The sequence below is a fragment of the Stenotrophomonas sp. genome (assembly GCF_032056425.1).
Lineage (GTDB): Bacteria > Pseudomonadota > Gammaproteobacteria > Xanthomonadales > Xanthomonadaceae > Stenotrophomonas.
In genome coordinates this window covers 1-13829 of the sequence record NZ_DAMBCN010000028.1, presented here as the reverse complement: position 1 = coordinate 13829, position 13829 = coordinate 1, and the positions used below count along the sequence as shown (strand labels likewise).

The 13829-nt window shown below is 67.4% G+C and carries 15 protein-coding genes and 1 pseudogene; 7 read left to right on the top strand and 9 right to left on the bottom strand.

Annotated elements, in window-relative coordinates:
* Nucleotides 1-10: 10 nt before the first annotated feature.
* The 7 genes from RTY46_RS16480 to RTY46_RS16450 all read right to left on the bottom strand — a co-directional run bounded on the left by RTY46_RS16480 (nt 11) and on the right by RTY46_RS16450 (nt 4432).
* Nucleotides 11-223, bottom strand: a complete 213-nt coding sequence (locus RTY46_RS16480) for a hypothetical protein (protein ID WP_312709732.1) — start codon at nt 221-223, stop codon at nt 11-13.
* A 35-nt stretch (nt 224-258) separates the two neighbouring features.
* Nucleotides 259-519 carry a hypothetical protein gene (locus RTY46_RS16475; protein ID WP_312709731.1) on the bottom strand — a complete coding sequence of 87 codons (261 nt, stop codon included), beginning with the start codon at nt 517-519 and terminating at the stop codon, nt 259-261.
* Between the two features lie 106 nt (nt 520-625).
* Nucleotides 626-964, bottom strand: a complete 339-nt coding sequence (locus tag RTY46_RS16470; protein WP_312709730.1) for a DUF6616 family protein — start codon at nt 962-964, stop codon at nt 626-628.
* Nucleotides 965-1055: 91 nt separating this feature from the next.
* The gene (locus tag RTY46_RS16465; RefSeq protein WP_312709728.1) at nt 1056-1793 is read right to left on the bottom strand and encodes a DNA alkylation repair protein; all 738 of its coding nucleotides are present in this window, start codon (nt 1791-1793) and stop codon (nt 1056-1058) included.
* Nucleotides 1790-2290, bottom strand: a complete 501-nt coding sequence (locus tag RTY46_RS16460) for a MarR family transcriptional regulator (protein ID WP_312709727.1) — start codon at nt 2288-2290, stop codon at nt 1790-1792. The genes RTY46_RS16465 and RTY46_RS16460 overlap by 4 nt, the downstream gene beginning before the upstream one ends.
* Nucleotides 2291-2384: 94 nt before the next feature.
* Nucleotides 2385-3677: a HAMP domain-containing sensor histidine kinase gene (locus RTY46_RS16455; RefSeq protein WP_312709726.1), complete on the bottom strand. Its 1293-nt coding sequence runs from the start codon at nt 3675-3677 to the stop codon at nt 2385-2387.
* A gap of 47 nt (nt 3678-3724) precedes the next feature.
* Nucleotides 3725-4432, bottom strand: coding sequence for a response regulator transcription factor (locus RTY46_RS16450; protein WP_312709725.1), 708 nt, complete (start codon nt 4430-4432; stop codon nt 3725-3727).
* Nucleotides 4433-4535: 103 nt separating this feature from the next.
* Here RTY46_RS16450 and RTY46_RS16445 point away from each other — a divergent pair, with 103 nt between their 5' ends.
* From RTY46_RS16445 to RTY46_RS16435, 3 genes and pseudogenes are all read left to right on the top strand, one after another.
* Entirely contained in the window at nt 4536-5453 is a 918-nt protein-coding gene (locus tag RTY46_RS16445; RefSeq protein WP_312709723.1) for an aspartyl protease family protein, read from the top strand.
* A gap of 12 nt (nt 5454-5465) precedes the next feature.
* A pseudogene (locus RTY46_RS16440) lies at nt 5466-5645 on the top strand (hypothetical protein); the annotation flags it as partial.
* A gap of 181 nt (nt 5646-5826) precedes the next feature.
* Nucleotides 5827-6093, top strand: coding sequence for a hypothetical protein (locus RTY46_RS16435; RefSeq protein ID WP_312709722.1), 267 nt, complete (start codon nt 5827-5829; stop codon nt 6091-6093).
* 118 nt (nt 6094-6211) lie between these two features.
* On the opposite strand, the gene groL is transcribed toward RTY46_RS16435, so the two are convergent.
* Together groL and RTY46_RS16425 are read right to left on the bottom strand one after the other, a co-directional pair.
* Nucleotides 6212-7861 (bottom strand): chaperonin GroEL, encoded by a 1650-nt coding sequence (gene groL, locus RTY46_RS16430; RefSeq protein WP_006473018.1) that lies wholly within the window; start codon nt 7859-7861, stop codon nt 6212-6214.
* Nucleotides 7862-7942: 81 nt separating this feature from the next.
* Nucleotides 7943-8230 carry a co-chaperone GroES gene (locus tag RTY46_RS16425; RefSeq protein ID WP_108770161.1) on the bottom strand — a complete coding sequence of 96 codons (288 nt, stop codon included), beginning with the start codon at nt 8228-8230 and terminating at the stop codon, nt 7943-7945.
* A gap of 321 nt (nt 8231-8551) precedes the next feature.
* Between RTY46_RS16425 and RTY46_RS16420 the strand changes: the two genes are divergently transcribed.
* The 4 genes from RTY46_RS16420 to RTY46_RS16405 all read left to right on the top strand — a co-directional run bounded on the left by RTY46_RS16420 (nt 8552) and on the right by RTY46_RS16405 (nt 13684).
* Complete coding sequence (locus RTY46_RS16420) at nt 8552-10354, top strand: endonuclease (RefSeq protein ID WP_312709721.1); 1803 nt, start codon at nt 8552-8554, stop codon at nt 10352-10354.
* 74 nt (nt 10355-10428) lie between these two features.
* Nucleotides 10429-10767, top strand: a complete 339-nt coding sequence (gene cutA, locus RTY46_RS16415) for a divalent-cation tolerance protein CutA (RefSeq protein WP_312709720.1) — start codon at nt 10429-10431, stop codon at nt 10765-10767.
* The gene (locus tag RTY46_RS16410; protein ID WP_312709719.1) at nt 10764-13130 is read left to right on the top strand and encodes a protein-disulfide reductase DsbD domain-containing protein; all 2367 of its coding nucleotides are present in this window, start codon (nt 10764-10766) and stop codon (nt 13128-13130) included. The genes cutA and RTY46_RS16410 overlap by 4 nt, the downstream gene beginning before the upstream one ends.
* The gene (locus RTY46_RS16405; RefSeq protein WP_312709718.1) at nt 13127-13684 is read left to right on the top strand and encodes a TlpA disulfide reductase family protein; all 558 of its coding nucleotides are present in this window, start codon (nt 13127-13129) and stop codon (nt 13682-13684) included. The genes RTY46_RS16410 and RTY46_RS16405 overlap by 4 nt, the downstream gene beginning before the upstream one ends.
* Nucleotides 13685-13829: the final 145 nt, after the last annotated feature.

Genomic DNA, 13829 nt, shown 5'->3' with positions numbered 1-13829 from the left:
CGGGGGCTCTCTACGGAACGTGGGGGGTCCGCAGCGTGGCGACAAGAAAAAAGCCGCCAGGTTCGCTGGCGGCTTTCGGGAATGCGTCTGAAGGCTTCTTCAGGGTGAGCGCAGTCCTTCCTCCGCCGTGGGCTTCGGAAAGTAATACCAATAAAAGTTGGCGTGGACTGCGTTCATGAGGTGTATTGATAGCACAGCTTTTGCGCAGTGCAAAATGTTTCATCGGCAACTGCGGGAGCGGTTCAGGCGGGGCTCGCCTCAGCGCTTGCCGTGCACTTCCACATCCAGCAGCAGGCCTTCGTGGATATCCACCCAGCGCTCCACCACGCGGTCCAGTTCCTGCCGGGCTTCATCCAGTTGTTCCGGATTGAGCAGGGAGCGTGCGGTGTAGAGATCGGACACCAGCCGGCGCAGGGTCGATTCCAGGATGGCCACCGATGGCCCTTCCAGCCCCGGCACCTGCAATGCCGGGGTGTCGCCGAGGGTTCCGTACAGCGTGACCTGGAGCTTGCTCTGCATGATCGACTTCCCTGCGGGTGGACATGGGCAGCCGTCATGTTTACCGCGTATTGGTGACAGGCGCATGTGCCGCCATTGCGTCATGGCAACAGCATGGGTGGCCGGATCAGATCGCAGCCAGGTCCTGCAGGTGCTGCGGCATGGCATCCACGGCGCCTACCGTGTTGGTGGTGGTGAAGTACTCATGCCAGCCTGTGGCGCTGATGCCGGAGACCAGTGCATCGGCGTCGGCGCGGCTGGCGCACTGCCAGACTGCGTAAAACTGTTCGGCGCGGCCATGCGGTACATCGCGCGCGATGCGGCCCATGGCCAGCGGCGTGATGCGCGCCGCGTCGAACTGCTGCATGCCGGCGCTGATGCGGGCGAAGAAGGCGTTGCGTTGCTCCAGCGGGAGTGCGGCCCAGGCGGGAGTGGCGGTGTAGTGCTCGATGAGGATGTGGGGCATTCGGGCCTTCCTTGGATTGATGGGCTTGTAGCATCCGCCGGGCATGGCCCGACGCTACCGGCGTGGTGGCGTTGCCGGTTATCGGCCGGCGCTACCGGAGCGAGCGTTGGGCGCGCTTGCGGATGTACGCGTTTGCTGCGCTGCTGTGTTCGTGTTGCCAGCGCGCGCAGAGGTCGCGCACCCACCCGGGTTGCGTCTTGCTGGCATCGTTGAGCCAGTTGCCCACCGAGTCCTGCACGTAGCGTTCGGGGTCGTTGGCCAGTGCTTCCAGCAGCGGTAGTGCATGCTGCGGCTGTTGTTTGAAGAGCGCGATATGGGTGGCCCAGACGCCGCGCGGGCGCAGTGCTTCGCAGGCGAAGCGGCGCAGGTACGGCGAGGCTGCGCTTGTCCACGGCAGCAGCAGCGTCAGCGCCCGCAGCGGCGCGGCTACGAGGTCGCCTCGTACCGCCAGCCAGGCCCATTCGCGCACGCCGAAGTGCGGATCATCAGCCAATGGCTGCATCGCCTGCAGCTTCTCGCTGAGGTCCAACGTGGCATCAGTGCCGATGAGGTAGCACGCCCAACCGCGCACGGTGTCGGAGGGATGTGACTGCCAGTAAGTGACATCGCCCTGCCCCGCTTTGCGCAACAGTGTTGACGCCAGCGCCATGCGCTGGGTGATGCCCTTGCTGGCGGCATCGCGCATGCGCTGCACGGCGGCGTCTGGCAGCGCCGCAACTGTCTGCAGCAACGTGGCGAAGTCCACCGCAAGGCACTCGGCCAGATGCGTGCTGGCGACCAGACCGGTGCCGAGTTCGTGCTGCCGCGCCGCGCTGATGGCCTGACTCACGGCGTCGCGTCCCGACCGCTGTCGGTGTGCTGCCAGACCTTGGCCAGCAGCTGCGAGAGCTGCGCCTGTTCGCTGGCATCCAGGCCGTTGAACAGTCCAACGATCCAGTGCGTGTGCTGGCTGAACAGTTCCTCGGCCAGGCGCTTGCCGCGTGCGGTCAGCACGATCTGCAGGCGGCGGCCGTCTTCGGCATCGTGCCTGCGCTGCAGCAGGCCCTCGCGCTGCAGCCCGTCCAGCAGGCCACTGATCGTGGCGCGGGTGACGCCTGCGCGCTCGGCCAGTTCGTGCGGGGGCAGCGTGCCGCCGGCGCCATGCAGCAGGAACAGCACGATGAAGCGGCCTTCGCTGAGGCCATGCGGTGCGAGGCGGGTGGCGCAGTCGCGGTCGATGGCGGTGGAGAGCGAAAGCAGCTGGAAGCACAGGCGCAGCTGCGCCAGGTTGGCGTGGCCGCGACTGGCGGCTTCGTCGATGAGGGCGGTGTGTTTGGCTTCCAGCACTTCGATTCATGCAATAATTAGGCGCCTTATCATATTAAGGCATGAATGTTTGTTGCAAGTGGAGTGGGAAAATTCATCCACGCATGGCGTGGATCTACTGGCGCAGCTGCAGGCGGGCGATCAGGCCGCCACCTTCGCGCTGCAGCAGCTGCAGTTGGCCACCGTGGCTGCGGGCGGCATTGGCGGCCACGGCGAGGCCGAGGCCGGTGCCGCCGGTTGTGCGGCTGCGCGAGGTTTCGCTGCGCTGGAAAGGCTGCAACAGGCGTTCGCGATCATCGGCGGGAATGCCAGGGCCACGGTCCATGATGTCCACCTGCAGCAGCGCATCCACCCGTGCCGCGCTCAGTTCCACCGCTCCGGCGTAGCGGCAGGCGTTGTCGATCAGATTGTCCAGCGCGCGACGCAGCAGCAGGGCATCGGCCTGCAAAGGCAGGGTGACGGGTAGTTCAGCAGCAACCTCGATGCCGCGCAGGCGCGCGGCCTGCGCGCAGTCTTCCAGCAGTGGGATCAGGTCCATCGTCTGCAGCTGCGGAGGCTGCAGTTCGCCACGGGCGTAATCCAGCACCTGCTCGATCATTGCATTCATGCGCTCGATATCAGCGACCATGCGTGCGGCCTGCGCGGGCGGAGCAAATTCGGCGCGAAGGCGCAGGCCGGTGAGCGGCGTACGCAGATCGTGTGCGACTGCCGCCAGCATGCGTGTCATCTGCTGCGCCTGCTCGCGCAGGCGGGTGCGGCCTGCATCCAGGGCCACGGCAAGCATCTGCACTTCGCGTGGGCCGTCGTCGGGCAGCGGGGTCGGTGCGTGCAGGTCGAGATGGGCGCTGGCATCGGCCAGACGCCGAAGCGGACGGCCGAGTCGCGCGGCTGCCCACGCGGCTATGGGCGCCAGCAGCACCATGCCGCCCAGCAAGGCCAGCAGCACCTGCCTTCGCCAGGCCGCCAGATCGCTGTGGGCACTGCTGACCACGCGCCAGCGCCCATCGGCCTGCTGCACGGCCAGCTCAAACGGGGGCCACGGCAGGCTGGCCAACACCTGCTGCGCGGCGTCCAGTGCTGCCGTATCGCCGCCACTGTCCTGCTCCGCACCGGCAGCGATGACATGAATGTCCGGCGGCTTGCCGTTGCCCGGCCACACCAGCCGTACGTGCTGCCCTGGCCGCTGCAATCCTTCCGCGGCGACGTGCAGCAAGTGCGCAGGGCCGGTTCCTTCAGGAGCCCGTGCACGCACGTCCACACGTAGCCCCACGCTGTCAGCCGCGCGCTCGCCGCGCAGCACCTGCATGGCCTGGTCCAGCCGCATCTGCGGTGCCGCCGGGCGCGGCAGCCAGCCCACCACCGCCATGCTGACGGCCGTGGCGAGCAGCACGCTGCTGACTGCCAGCATTGCGATCCAACGGGCGGTGCTCCAACGTTGGGTGCCCCAGCGCGTGCTCACAGGCGTTGCACCGCTGCGCCGAAGCGATAGCCCTCACCCCGCAGGGTCTGCACCAGGCCATCGCCGCCGCTGGCGGCGTGGGCGAGCTTGCGGCGCAGGCGGCTGATGGCCAGGTCCACGGCACGGTCCACGCTGTCACTGTCGTCGCCGCGAGTGAGCTGCATCAACCGTTCGCGGTCCAATACGCGGCCGGGACGCTCGGCCAGCGCCTGCAGCAATACGAACTCACCGCGACTGAGCGCGACCTCGCTGCCGTCAGGGGCCAGCAGCCGACGCTGCTCGGGCAGCAGACGCCAACCATCGAACCGCAGTTCAAGCGGCGCCTGTGCGCGCAGCTTGTCCTGCCGGCGCAGCAGCGCACGTACGCGGGCCAGCAGCTCGCGCGGGTCGAAGGGCTTGGACAAATAATCATCCGCGCCCATTTCCAGACCGATCACACGGTCCGGTGCGCCGCCCATGGCCGACAGCATCAGGATGGGAATGGCGCGTGACTGCAGGCGGCGGCACACCGACAGGCCATCCTCGCCGGGCATCATCCAATCCAGGATGATGGCGTCGGGACGTTCCGCCTGCAGCAGCACGTCCAGGGCAGCTGCATCGGCGGCCACGCGCACGCGATAACCGTGCATCAGCAGGTGATCGGCGATGGCGTCGCGGATGCTGGCATCGTCATCCACGACGTAAAGGGTGGCGGTAGCATTCATGCTGGCAGTATGACGGCGCTGTGTATCGTTCCGGTATCAACAGAGACAAAACGGCGATACGCGCCTGCGGCCAAATGGCCACTCTTTCCCGAGGAGTATCCCGATGCGTCTGGCCCTGTTGCCCCTGCTGTTCATGTCACTGCCCGCAGCAGCCGAACCCGCTGCCCTGCACAGTCTGCCGATGACGATGCGAGCCAGCCACCCCACCGTGCTGGGCACGCTGGGGGGAGGCAATGAGCCCTTGCAGCTGGTGGTGGACAGCGCGGCCAGCGCGACGCTGCTGGATACGGACGTGGTGCGGCGCTTCCAGCTGCAGGACCCGAACGCACGCAATCACGACGCGCAGGGTGCCAGCGCGGGCGGGTTGGCGTTGCGCAGCACGCGCAGCGTGGCGATGGCGCTGGGCAGCCTGCAGCTGCAGGTGGCGGCACTGCAGGCCGACCTGGCCAGCCTGTCGTCGGCAGGGGGCGCACCGTTGCACGGCATCATCGGCCAGGACATCACGGCGCGTTTCGATACCCGCTGGGATTTCGCCCATGGGCGCCTGATGCTGTGGCCCGCGCAGACGCTGCCAACCACGGCGCCGTATTGCCAGGGCAACGCCCTGCCCGATCGCGCCGGCGTGCTGAAGGGCTTCGGCTTCGTCAACCTGCGCTTGGGTAGCGAGGGCGTGGAGGCCATCGGTGTGGTCGATACCGGTGCGGCGCAGACCATTCTCAACAATGCAGCGTCGCGTGCGCTGGGCCTGCGCACCGATGGCAGCGATGCGCGCGTGCGGGCGCGCGGCAAGGGCAGCGAGGGGCTGGGTGGCAGGCCGACACCGACGTGGCTGCACACCCTGCCCGCACTGGCCAGCGTCGGTTGGCAGCACCCGGCGGTGGAGGTCCGCATTAGCGAGCTGCCGGTGTTCCGGGCGATCGGGCTGGAGCAGCGCCCGGCTGTGATCCTGGGGGCGGATGTCATGCAGGGCGGCCAAGTGGACATCAGTGCAGGGGCCGAGCGCATCTGCCTGCAGCGATAGGCGCGGGGTGCGGCCGATGGCGACTGCGCCCTGGCCGGGCTGCGCATCGTGCACGAGTTGATGCTGACCACCGAGCGCAGCGGCCAGAACGGAGGCCCGGAGCATGATGTCGGCCCGCGCGTGATGGAAGGTCTGATGATGGCTTGCCTGGAACGGGGTACGCACGCGGCCGAGCGGGTGCGACCGCAGTAATCAGGCACTGGCGGAAGACTGGGGAGCCGCCGGGCATGGCCCGGCGCTACCTGGTTGCGTAGTAGGTTTCATCCACGCATGGCGTGGATCTACCGGGCGCCGGACCCAGGCGGCGCGGGATTTACGCGACCGTGGCGGGCGGCGCAGTATAAAAACCAGTCCTCGTCTCTTTGGATCCCGCATGACCCCTTCGCAAGCCGATGCCATTGCCAGCGCCGTGATGCAGCCCGACCACCGGCGTGACGAGATCGCCGCGCGCCAGCAGGAGGAGATGCAGCAGCTGCAGCGCCAGCGCAGGGCGGCCGCCATCGGCCTGGTCGGCATGGCCGCAGGCGGATTGATTGCCTGCCAGTCGGGGCTGCCCTGGGTGAAGGGCGTGCTGTATGGCGGTGTTCCGACGTTTTTCATCGCCAAGGTCTGGTTGGATCGGCGCGCGTTGCGCGGTTGAGGCCGCGGGCGGTTCATCCACGCATGGCGTGGATCTACCCCCAAGGCATCGCGCTCCGCGCCCAGAAAAAAACCCCGCCTTTCGGCGGGGTTTTTCATTACATCGGGAACGCGGGGACTTAGAAGTCCATGCCGCCCATGCCACCCATGCCGCCCATGCCACCGGCGCCACCCATGGCCGGCTCGTCCTTCTTCGGAGCTTCGGCAACCATGGCTTCGGTGGTGATCATCAGGCCAGCGATCGAGGCAGCGTTCTGCAGCGCCGAACGGGTCACCTTGGTCGGGTCCAGGATGCCGAACTGCAGCATGTCACCGAACTCGCCGGTGGCGGCGTTGTAGCCGAAGCTGCCGGTGCCTTCCTTGACCTTGTTGATGATGACCGACGGTTCTTCACCGGCGTTGGCCACGATTTCGCGCAGCGGGGCTTCCATCGCACGCAGGGCGATCTGGATGCCGTGGTTCTGGTCTTCGTTGGCGCCCTTCAGGCCTGCCAGCGAGGTAACCGCACGGACCAGGGCAACGCCGCCGCCCGGGACCACGCCTTCTTCAACGGCTGCACGGGTCGCGTGCAGGGCGTCGTCGACGCGGTCCTTCTTTTCCTTCATTTCGATTTCGGTCGAAGCGCCGACCTTGATCACGGCAACGCCGCCGGCCAGCTTGGCCACGCGTTCCTGCAGCTTCTCGCGGTCGTAATCGGAAGAGGTGTCCTGGATCTGGGTCTTGATCTGGCCGACGCGTGCGTCGACGGCAGCCTTGTCACCCACGCCATCGATGATGGTGGTGTTTTCCTTGGAAACCTGCACCTTCTTGGCGCGGCCCAGGTCCTTGATGGTGGCCTTTTCCAGCGACAGGCCAACTTCTTCGGAGATCACGGTGCCGCCGGTCAGCACGGCCATGTCTTCCAGCATCGCCTTGCGACGGTCGCCGAAGCCCGGAGCCTTGACGGCCACGACCTTGACGATGCCACGGATGGTGTTGACCACCAGGGTCGCCAGCGCTTCGCCTTCGACTTCTTCGGCCACGATCAGCAGCGGCTTGCCGGCCTTGGCGACGCCTTCCAGCACCGGCAGCAGGTCACGGACGTTGGAGATCTTCTTGTCGTGCAGCAGGATGAACGGGTCATCCAGGTCAGCGGTCTGCGACTGCTGGTTGTTGATGAAGTACGGGGACAGGTAGCCGCGGTCGAACTGCATGCCCTTGACCACGTCCAGCTCGTTGTCCAGGCCCGAGCCTTCTTCAACGGTGATCACGCCTTCCTTGCCGACTTCCTTCATCGCATCAGCGATGATCTGGCCGATCGACTCGTCCGAGTTGGCCGAGATGGTACCGACCTGGGCAATCGCCTTGTCGTCGGCGGTCGGCTTGGAGATGTTCTTCAGCTCGGCGACGGCGGCCACGACGGCCTTGTCGATACCGCGCTTGAGGTCCATCGGGTTCATGCCGGCGGCCACAGCCTTGGCGCCTTCGCGGATCAGGGCCTGGGCCAGCACGGTGGCGGTGGTGGTGCCGTCGCCAGCGTCGTCGTTGGTGCGGGAAGCCACTTCCTTCACCATCTGCGCGCCCATGTTCTCGAACTTGTCAGCCAGTTCGATTTCCTTGGCGACGGAGACGCCGTCCTTGGTGATGGTCGGCGCGCCGAAGCTCTTTTCCAGCACGACGTTGCGGCCCTTCGGGCCCAGGGTGGCCTTGACGGCATTGGCGAGAACGTTGACGCCGCGCACCATGCGCGAACGGGCGTCTTCACCGAAACGAATATCCTTGGCAGCCATTGCGATTACCTCGATGTTTGCGCCGGGCCGGGCCCGGCGACGAAAAGGGATGTCTTACAGGAAAGCAGGTCGCGCCGAGGCTCAGCCGATGATGGCGAGCACGTCGTCTTCGCGCAGGACCTTGTACTCGACGCCTTCGCTCTTGTACGAGCTGCCGGCGTACTGGCCGTAGATGACCTTGTCGCCAACCTTCAGCGACGGAGCGCGCACGGTGCCGTTGTCCAAGGCCTTGCCCGGGCCGACGGCGACGACTTCACCCTTGGTCGACTTTTCCTTGGCCGAATCCGGAATGACGATGCCACCGGCGGAGATTTCGTCAGCTTCGATCGGCTTGACCACAACGCGGTCGTGCAGCGGCTTGATGTTCATAGGGACCTCTTAAGTTGTTGATTGGTCTAAAAAAGTCCGGCGATGTTAGCACTCACCCCAGGCGACTGCCAGCATTGCTCGCGAAAAAACCCGACAGGTCGGGAGCAGGACAGAGATGGAGCTGCCCCCGGGCCTTTCAAGCCCCGCCATGGAAAAATTTTCGACGGTGCGCTGCGGCGGCGGGCAGACGGCTGCGCCCGCAGGTTCACGCATTTTTGGTGACCCACGTCGCAGTGTCAGATATCTGACGTTCAGTTACGACAAAGTGTCACGCGTTCGGCCTTAGGCTCGCCCGGCATTCCCAATCACAAGGAGTAGTCGATGCGATTGCTGTCCCCGCTCGCCGCCGCCTGCCTGCTGGCGCTGGTCGCCGCGCCGGCCCAGGCCGAGGTCTTCATCAACGAACTGCACTACGACGACAGCACCCCGGCCGGTGACGTGGGCGAGGCCATTGAAGTGGTCGCCACCGCCGGTGAGGATCTGTCCGGTTACCGCCTGTACCTGTACAACGGCAGCAACCCGTCAGCCGCGGCGGTGTACGCCAACAACCCGGTGCCGGCCGGCACCGCCGCCAGCTGCGGCAGCGCCACCCTCGCGGTGGTCACCTACCCCACCAACGGCATCCAGAACGGCCCCAACGACGGCATTGCCCTGGTCGACGCCAGCGGCAAGGTGGTCCAGTTCCTCAGCTACGAGGGCACGATCACCGCGGCCGGTGGCCCGGCGGCCGGGATGACCAGCCAGAACATTCCGGTAGCCGAAACCAACAGCACCGCCCCGGGCACCTCGCTGCAGCTGACCGGCAGCGGCAGCCAGTACGCCCACTTCACCTGGGCCGAATCGGCCGGCCAGACCTTCGGCCGCTGCAACACCAACCAGACCTTCACCGGCGGTGGCGGCACCCCGGGCCCGAACACCCCGCCGTCGGTCAGCACCACCATCCCGGCGCAGGGCAGCAGCACCTTCCCGGCCGCGGCCGATCTGGAAGTGGTCTTCAGCGAGACGGTGAACCTGGCCAGCGGCGCCTTCGCCCTGAGCTGCGGGACCTCCGGCAGCGTGCCGCTGACCTACCCGGGCAGCGGCAAGACCGTGAAGCTGTCGACCAACACCGCCCTGGTGGCCGGTGAGGCCTGCCGCTTCGACATCCGCGCCTCGCGCATCACCGACAGCCAGGGCGCACACCCGGCCGCCGACAGCCGCATCGCCTTCACCGTGGCCAGCACCACCGGCAACCCGGACCCGGGCAACCCCGGCAATCCCGGCACCCCGGAAGGCTACTATTCCAAGGTGAACACCAGCAGCCCCAGCCAGCTGCGCTGCTCGCTGCATGAAACCATCAAGGGCCACACCGCGTACCCGTACAGCGGCTCGGGCACCAGCACCTGGACCATCCTGGAAATCGCCGACGAAGACCCGAACAACAGCGGCAAGATCCTCGACGCCTACCGCAACCACAGCTACACCAAGGTGAGCAGCCGTGCGGGCACGGGCAGCGGCCTGACCTACAACCGCGAGCACACCTGGCCGAACTCGCTGGGCTTTGCCAGCACCACCGGCGACAAGGGCCTGCCGTACGCGCCGTACACCGACACCCACATGCTGTACCTGACCGACGCCCAGTGGAACGCCGACCGCGGCAACAAGCCGTTCGGCAAGTGCGATGCCAATTGCGGCGAACGCGCCACCGAGGCCAACAACGGCCAGGGCGGCGGCAGCGGCGGCTACCCGGGTAATTCCAACTGGGTGCGCACCCCGGACGGCAACACCGGCACCTTCGAGGTCTGGGGCCAGCGCAAGGGCGACATGGCGCGCGCGGTGATGTACATGGCGATCCGCTATGAGGGCGGCAAGGATGCGGCCACCGGCCAATCCGAACCGGACCTGGAGCTGACCGACGACCGCAGCAAGATCGTCAAGACCAGCAGCTCGCCGGCCTACATGGGCCTGCTGTCCACCCTGATCGACTGGCACCTGGCCGATCCGCCGAGCGACGCCGAGCGCGCCCGAAATGACGTGATCTACTCGTTCCAGGGCAACCGCAACCCGTTCATCGACCACCCGGAATGGGCCACCCCGGCGCTGTTCACCTCGGCCAAGCCGGCCACCTGCCAGCTGGCGAACTAAGCAAAGCTAAAGAAAGTTGCAATTCCCCTGTCCGGCCCTGACCCGGCCGGACAGGGGCCCTATACTCGGCGGTCATGTCGATCGCCGATCCCGTCCTGCTGCTGTTCACCACCTGTCCCGACGCGGACAGTGCCGACCGCATCGCCCACGCACTGGTGGGCGAACAGCTGGCTGCCTGCGTGACCCGCCTGGGCGGCGCGCGTTCGACCTACCGCTGGCAAGGCCAGGTCACCACCGATGCCGAACTGCAACTGCTGGTGAAGACCACGGCCAGCCGGGTCGATGCGGCCATCGCCCGGATCGTCGCCCTGCATCCGTATGAACTCCCGGAATGCATTGCGGTCGAAAGCCGGGCCGGCCTGCCGGCGTATCTGGACTGGATCCGGGCGCAGACCCGGGAGGACACCGTTTGAAGACTCTGTTTGCGCGTGGCGCCGCCCTGTGCGCCCTGTTGTGGCTTTCCCTGCCGGCCTTCGCCTTGGACGAAAAGGACCTGCTGCCGGTGGACCAGGCGTTCGCGCTGACCGCCAGTGCGCCCGAACGTGGCCAGATCCAACTGCAGTTCAAGATCGCCCCCGGCTATTACCTGTATCGCCACCGCACCAGCGTGAAGGCCGACACTGCCTTCAATGCCGGCGCGCTGCAGATGCCGGCCGGTGACAAGCACCACGACGATTTCTTCGGTGAGGTGGAAACCTACCGCCAGCGCTTGGTGGCCACCCTGCCCGGCGCCCCCACCGATGGCGCAGGCACGATCAGCCTGGAAGTGCGCTACCAGGGCTGCGCCGACGCCGGCGTGTGCTACCCACCGCAGAAGCGCGTGGTGCAGGTCGCCCTGCCCGGCGGCGACAGTGCGGCCGCGCCCGCCCTGCGCAACGGCAACACCCCGGCGTTCAACAACCCGCTGGCCGGGGCCGGCACGTCACGTGGGCTGACGTTGCCCGGCGCCAGCAATGCCCAGGCCCTGCCGCTGCCGTCGGAACAGGCCTTCGCCTTCGACGCCATCGCCAGCGACGGCAACACCCTGCTGCTGCGCTTCAGCCCGGCGCCGGGCTACTACCTGTACCGCGACCGCACCTCGCTGAAGCTGGAGGGCAGCAGCGGCGTGCTGGCCGACACCCCGCGCTGGCCGAAGGCGCAGTCGCACCGCGATGAGCACTTCGGCGATGTCTCGGTGTACTTCAACCAGGTGGAAGTGCCGCTGCCGCTGCGCCGCAGCCGTGCCGACGCGGTGGACGGCACTTTGGTGGTCACCTTCCAGGGCTGCCAGACCGACGGCATCTGCTACCCGCCGATGACCCGCCGGGTGAAGCTGGCCATTCCCGCCGGCAAGGTCAACGCCAGTGCGTCGGCCACCGCCGCGCGCAGCGAAGTGATCCAGCCGCTGCCGGGCTCGGCGGCCGATGCATCGCGGGAAGCCGGTGATGGCGCGCCGCGCCGCCTGCTGCCCACCGTGCCGAACGATCCGCAGGCCGGCACCGCAGACACCGCAACCCCCTTCGCCGCCGATGCGCGCCCGGACAACGCACTGCGTACCAAGCCGCCGGGCACCGTGCCGAAGACCGACAGTTCGCTGCTGTGGGTGCTGCTGCTGGCCCTGGGCGGCGGCCTGGTACTGAACCTGATGCCATGCGTGCTGCCGATCCTGTCGCTGAAGGTGCTGAGCCTGGCGCAGAGCGGTGAAAGTGCCGAACGCGCCCGCAGCCACGCGCTGTGGTACACGCTGGGCGTGCTGGTTGCCTTCGCGGTCATTGGCGCTTCGATGGTCGGCCTGCGCATGCTGGGCAACGCCGTGGGTATTGGCTTCCAGCTGCAGCACCCGGCGGTGGTGGCGGTGCTGGCCTACGTGATGTTTGCCGTGGGCCTCAGCCTGTCCGGTGTGTTCACCATGGGCGGCGGCGTGGGCAACTTCGGCCAGTCACTGGCCAGCCGCAGCGGACCTGCCGGTGACTTCTTCACCGGCGTGCTCGCCTGCGTGGTCGGCAGCGCCTGCGTGGGACCGTTCTTCGGCCCGGCGGTGGCCTACGCGTTCGTGGCCCCGCCGGTGTCGGCCATGCTGGTGTTCCTGTTCCTGGGCCTGGGCCTGGCCCTGCCGTTCCTGCTGATCGGCTTCGTGCCGGCGCTGGCGCGGCGACTGCCCAAGCCCGGCCCATGGATGGAAACGCTGAAGCACGTGCTGGCCTTCCCCATGTACGCCGCCGCGCTGTGGCTGCTGTGGGTGCTGGGCAAGCAGCGCGGCGTGGATGGCATGGCCTTGGCACTGGGCGGCCTGCTGGTCCTGACGGGCGGCCTGTGGCTGTTCGAAACCAGCCGCTGGCGCAGCAAGCGCGGCGGCATCCTGCTGGGCGTGCTGCTGGTGCTGACCGCGCTGGTGCCGGTCTGGGGCGTGACCCAGCTGGCCCTGCCGGCGCGCGCGGCCCAGGCCAGCACCGACAACGTGGTGGAGTATTCGCCGCAGCTGCTGGACCGCCTGCGCGCCGACAACCGCGTGGTGTTCGTCAACATGACCGCCGACTGGTGCGTGAGCTGCAAGGCCAACGAACGTGCGGTGCTGTCGCGTCCGGAATTCAAGGACCTGCTCCGCCGTACCAATGCGGTGTACATGCGCGGTGACTACACCAACGTCGATCCGCAGATCACTGACTTCCTGGAAGAGCACAAGGCCGTGGGCGTGCCGCTGTACGTGGTGTACGGCCCCGGCGCGCCGCCCAGCGTGCTGCCCACGCTGCTGACCCAGGCGGTGGTGGAAGAAGCCCTGCTGCGTACTGCCCGATGAAGTGGCAGCGGCCCGCACTGCTGTGGACAGCGGTGCTGGCCGCCGGCTTGGGCCTGTGGGCCGGGCACCGGCTGACGCCGGCACCGGTGGCGCCACGCGCGCCTTCCGATGCTGCTTCGGCAAGCGCGCCCACATTGCGCCCCGGCGATGCATTGCCCGCCCTGGTTCTGCCCGACCCGTCGGGGCAGCCGCTGGACATCCGCCAGCGCTTCGCCGGGCGCCCCCTGCTGGTGAATGTCTGGGCCAGCTGGTGTGGCCCCTGCGTGCAAGAGATGCCCGAACTGCAGCGCTTCGCCCAGGCACAAGGGGATGCCGGCGTACAGGTGCTGGGGCTGGCGCTGGATACTCCCGAGGGCGTGGCCGAGTTCCTGCAACGGGTTCCGGTGCACTACCCCATCGTGCTGGACACCCCGGGTCCGCGTGATGCCAGCGTGCAGCTGGGCAACGCGCAGGGCCTGCTGCCCTACAGCGTGTTGTTCGATGCGGACGGGCGCATGGTCAAGGCCAAGCTGGGGCCGTTCGCGCACGGCGAGATTGCAGGCTGGGTGGAGTAGGTTTTCTGCAGGGCTGCGCCCTGCACCTGCTCAAGCAACGTCAACGTCAACGTCAACGTCAACGCCAACGTCAAAAGCTGCATTCCCTGAGATGGCGGGGCGGTGTGGGTGGGCAGGACACGCCGCAAGTACGTCCCTGTAGGCT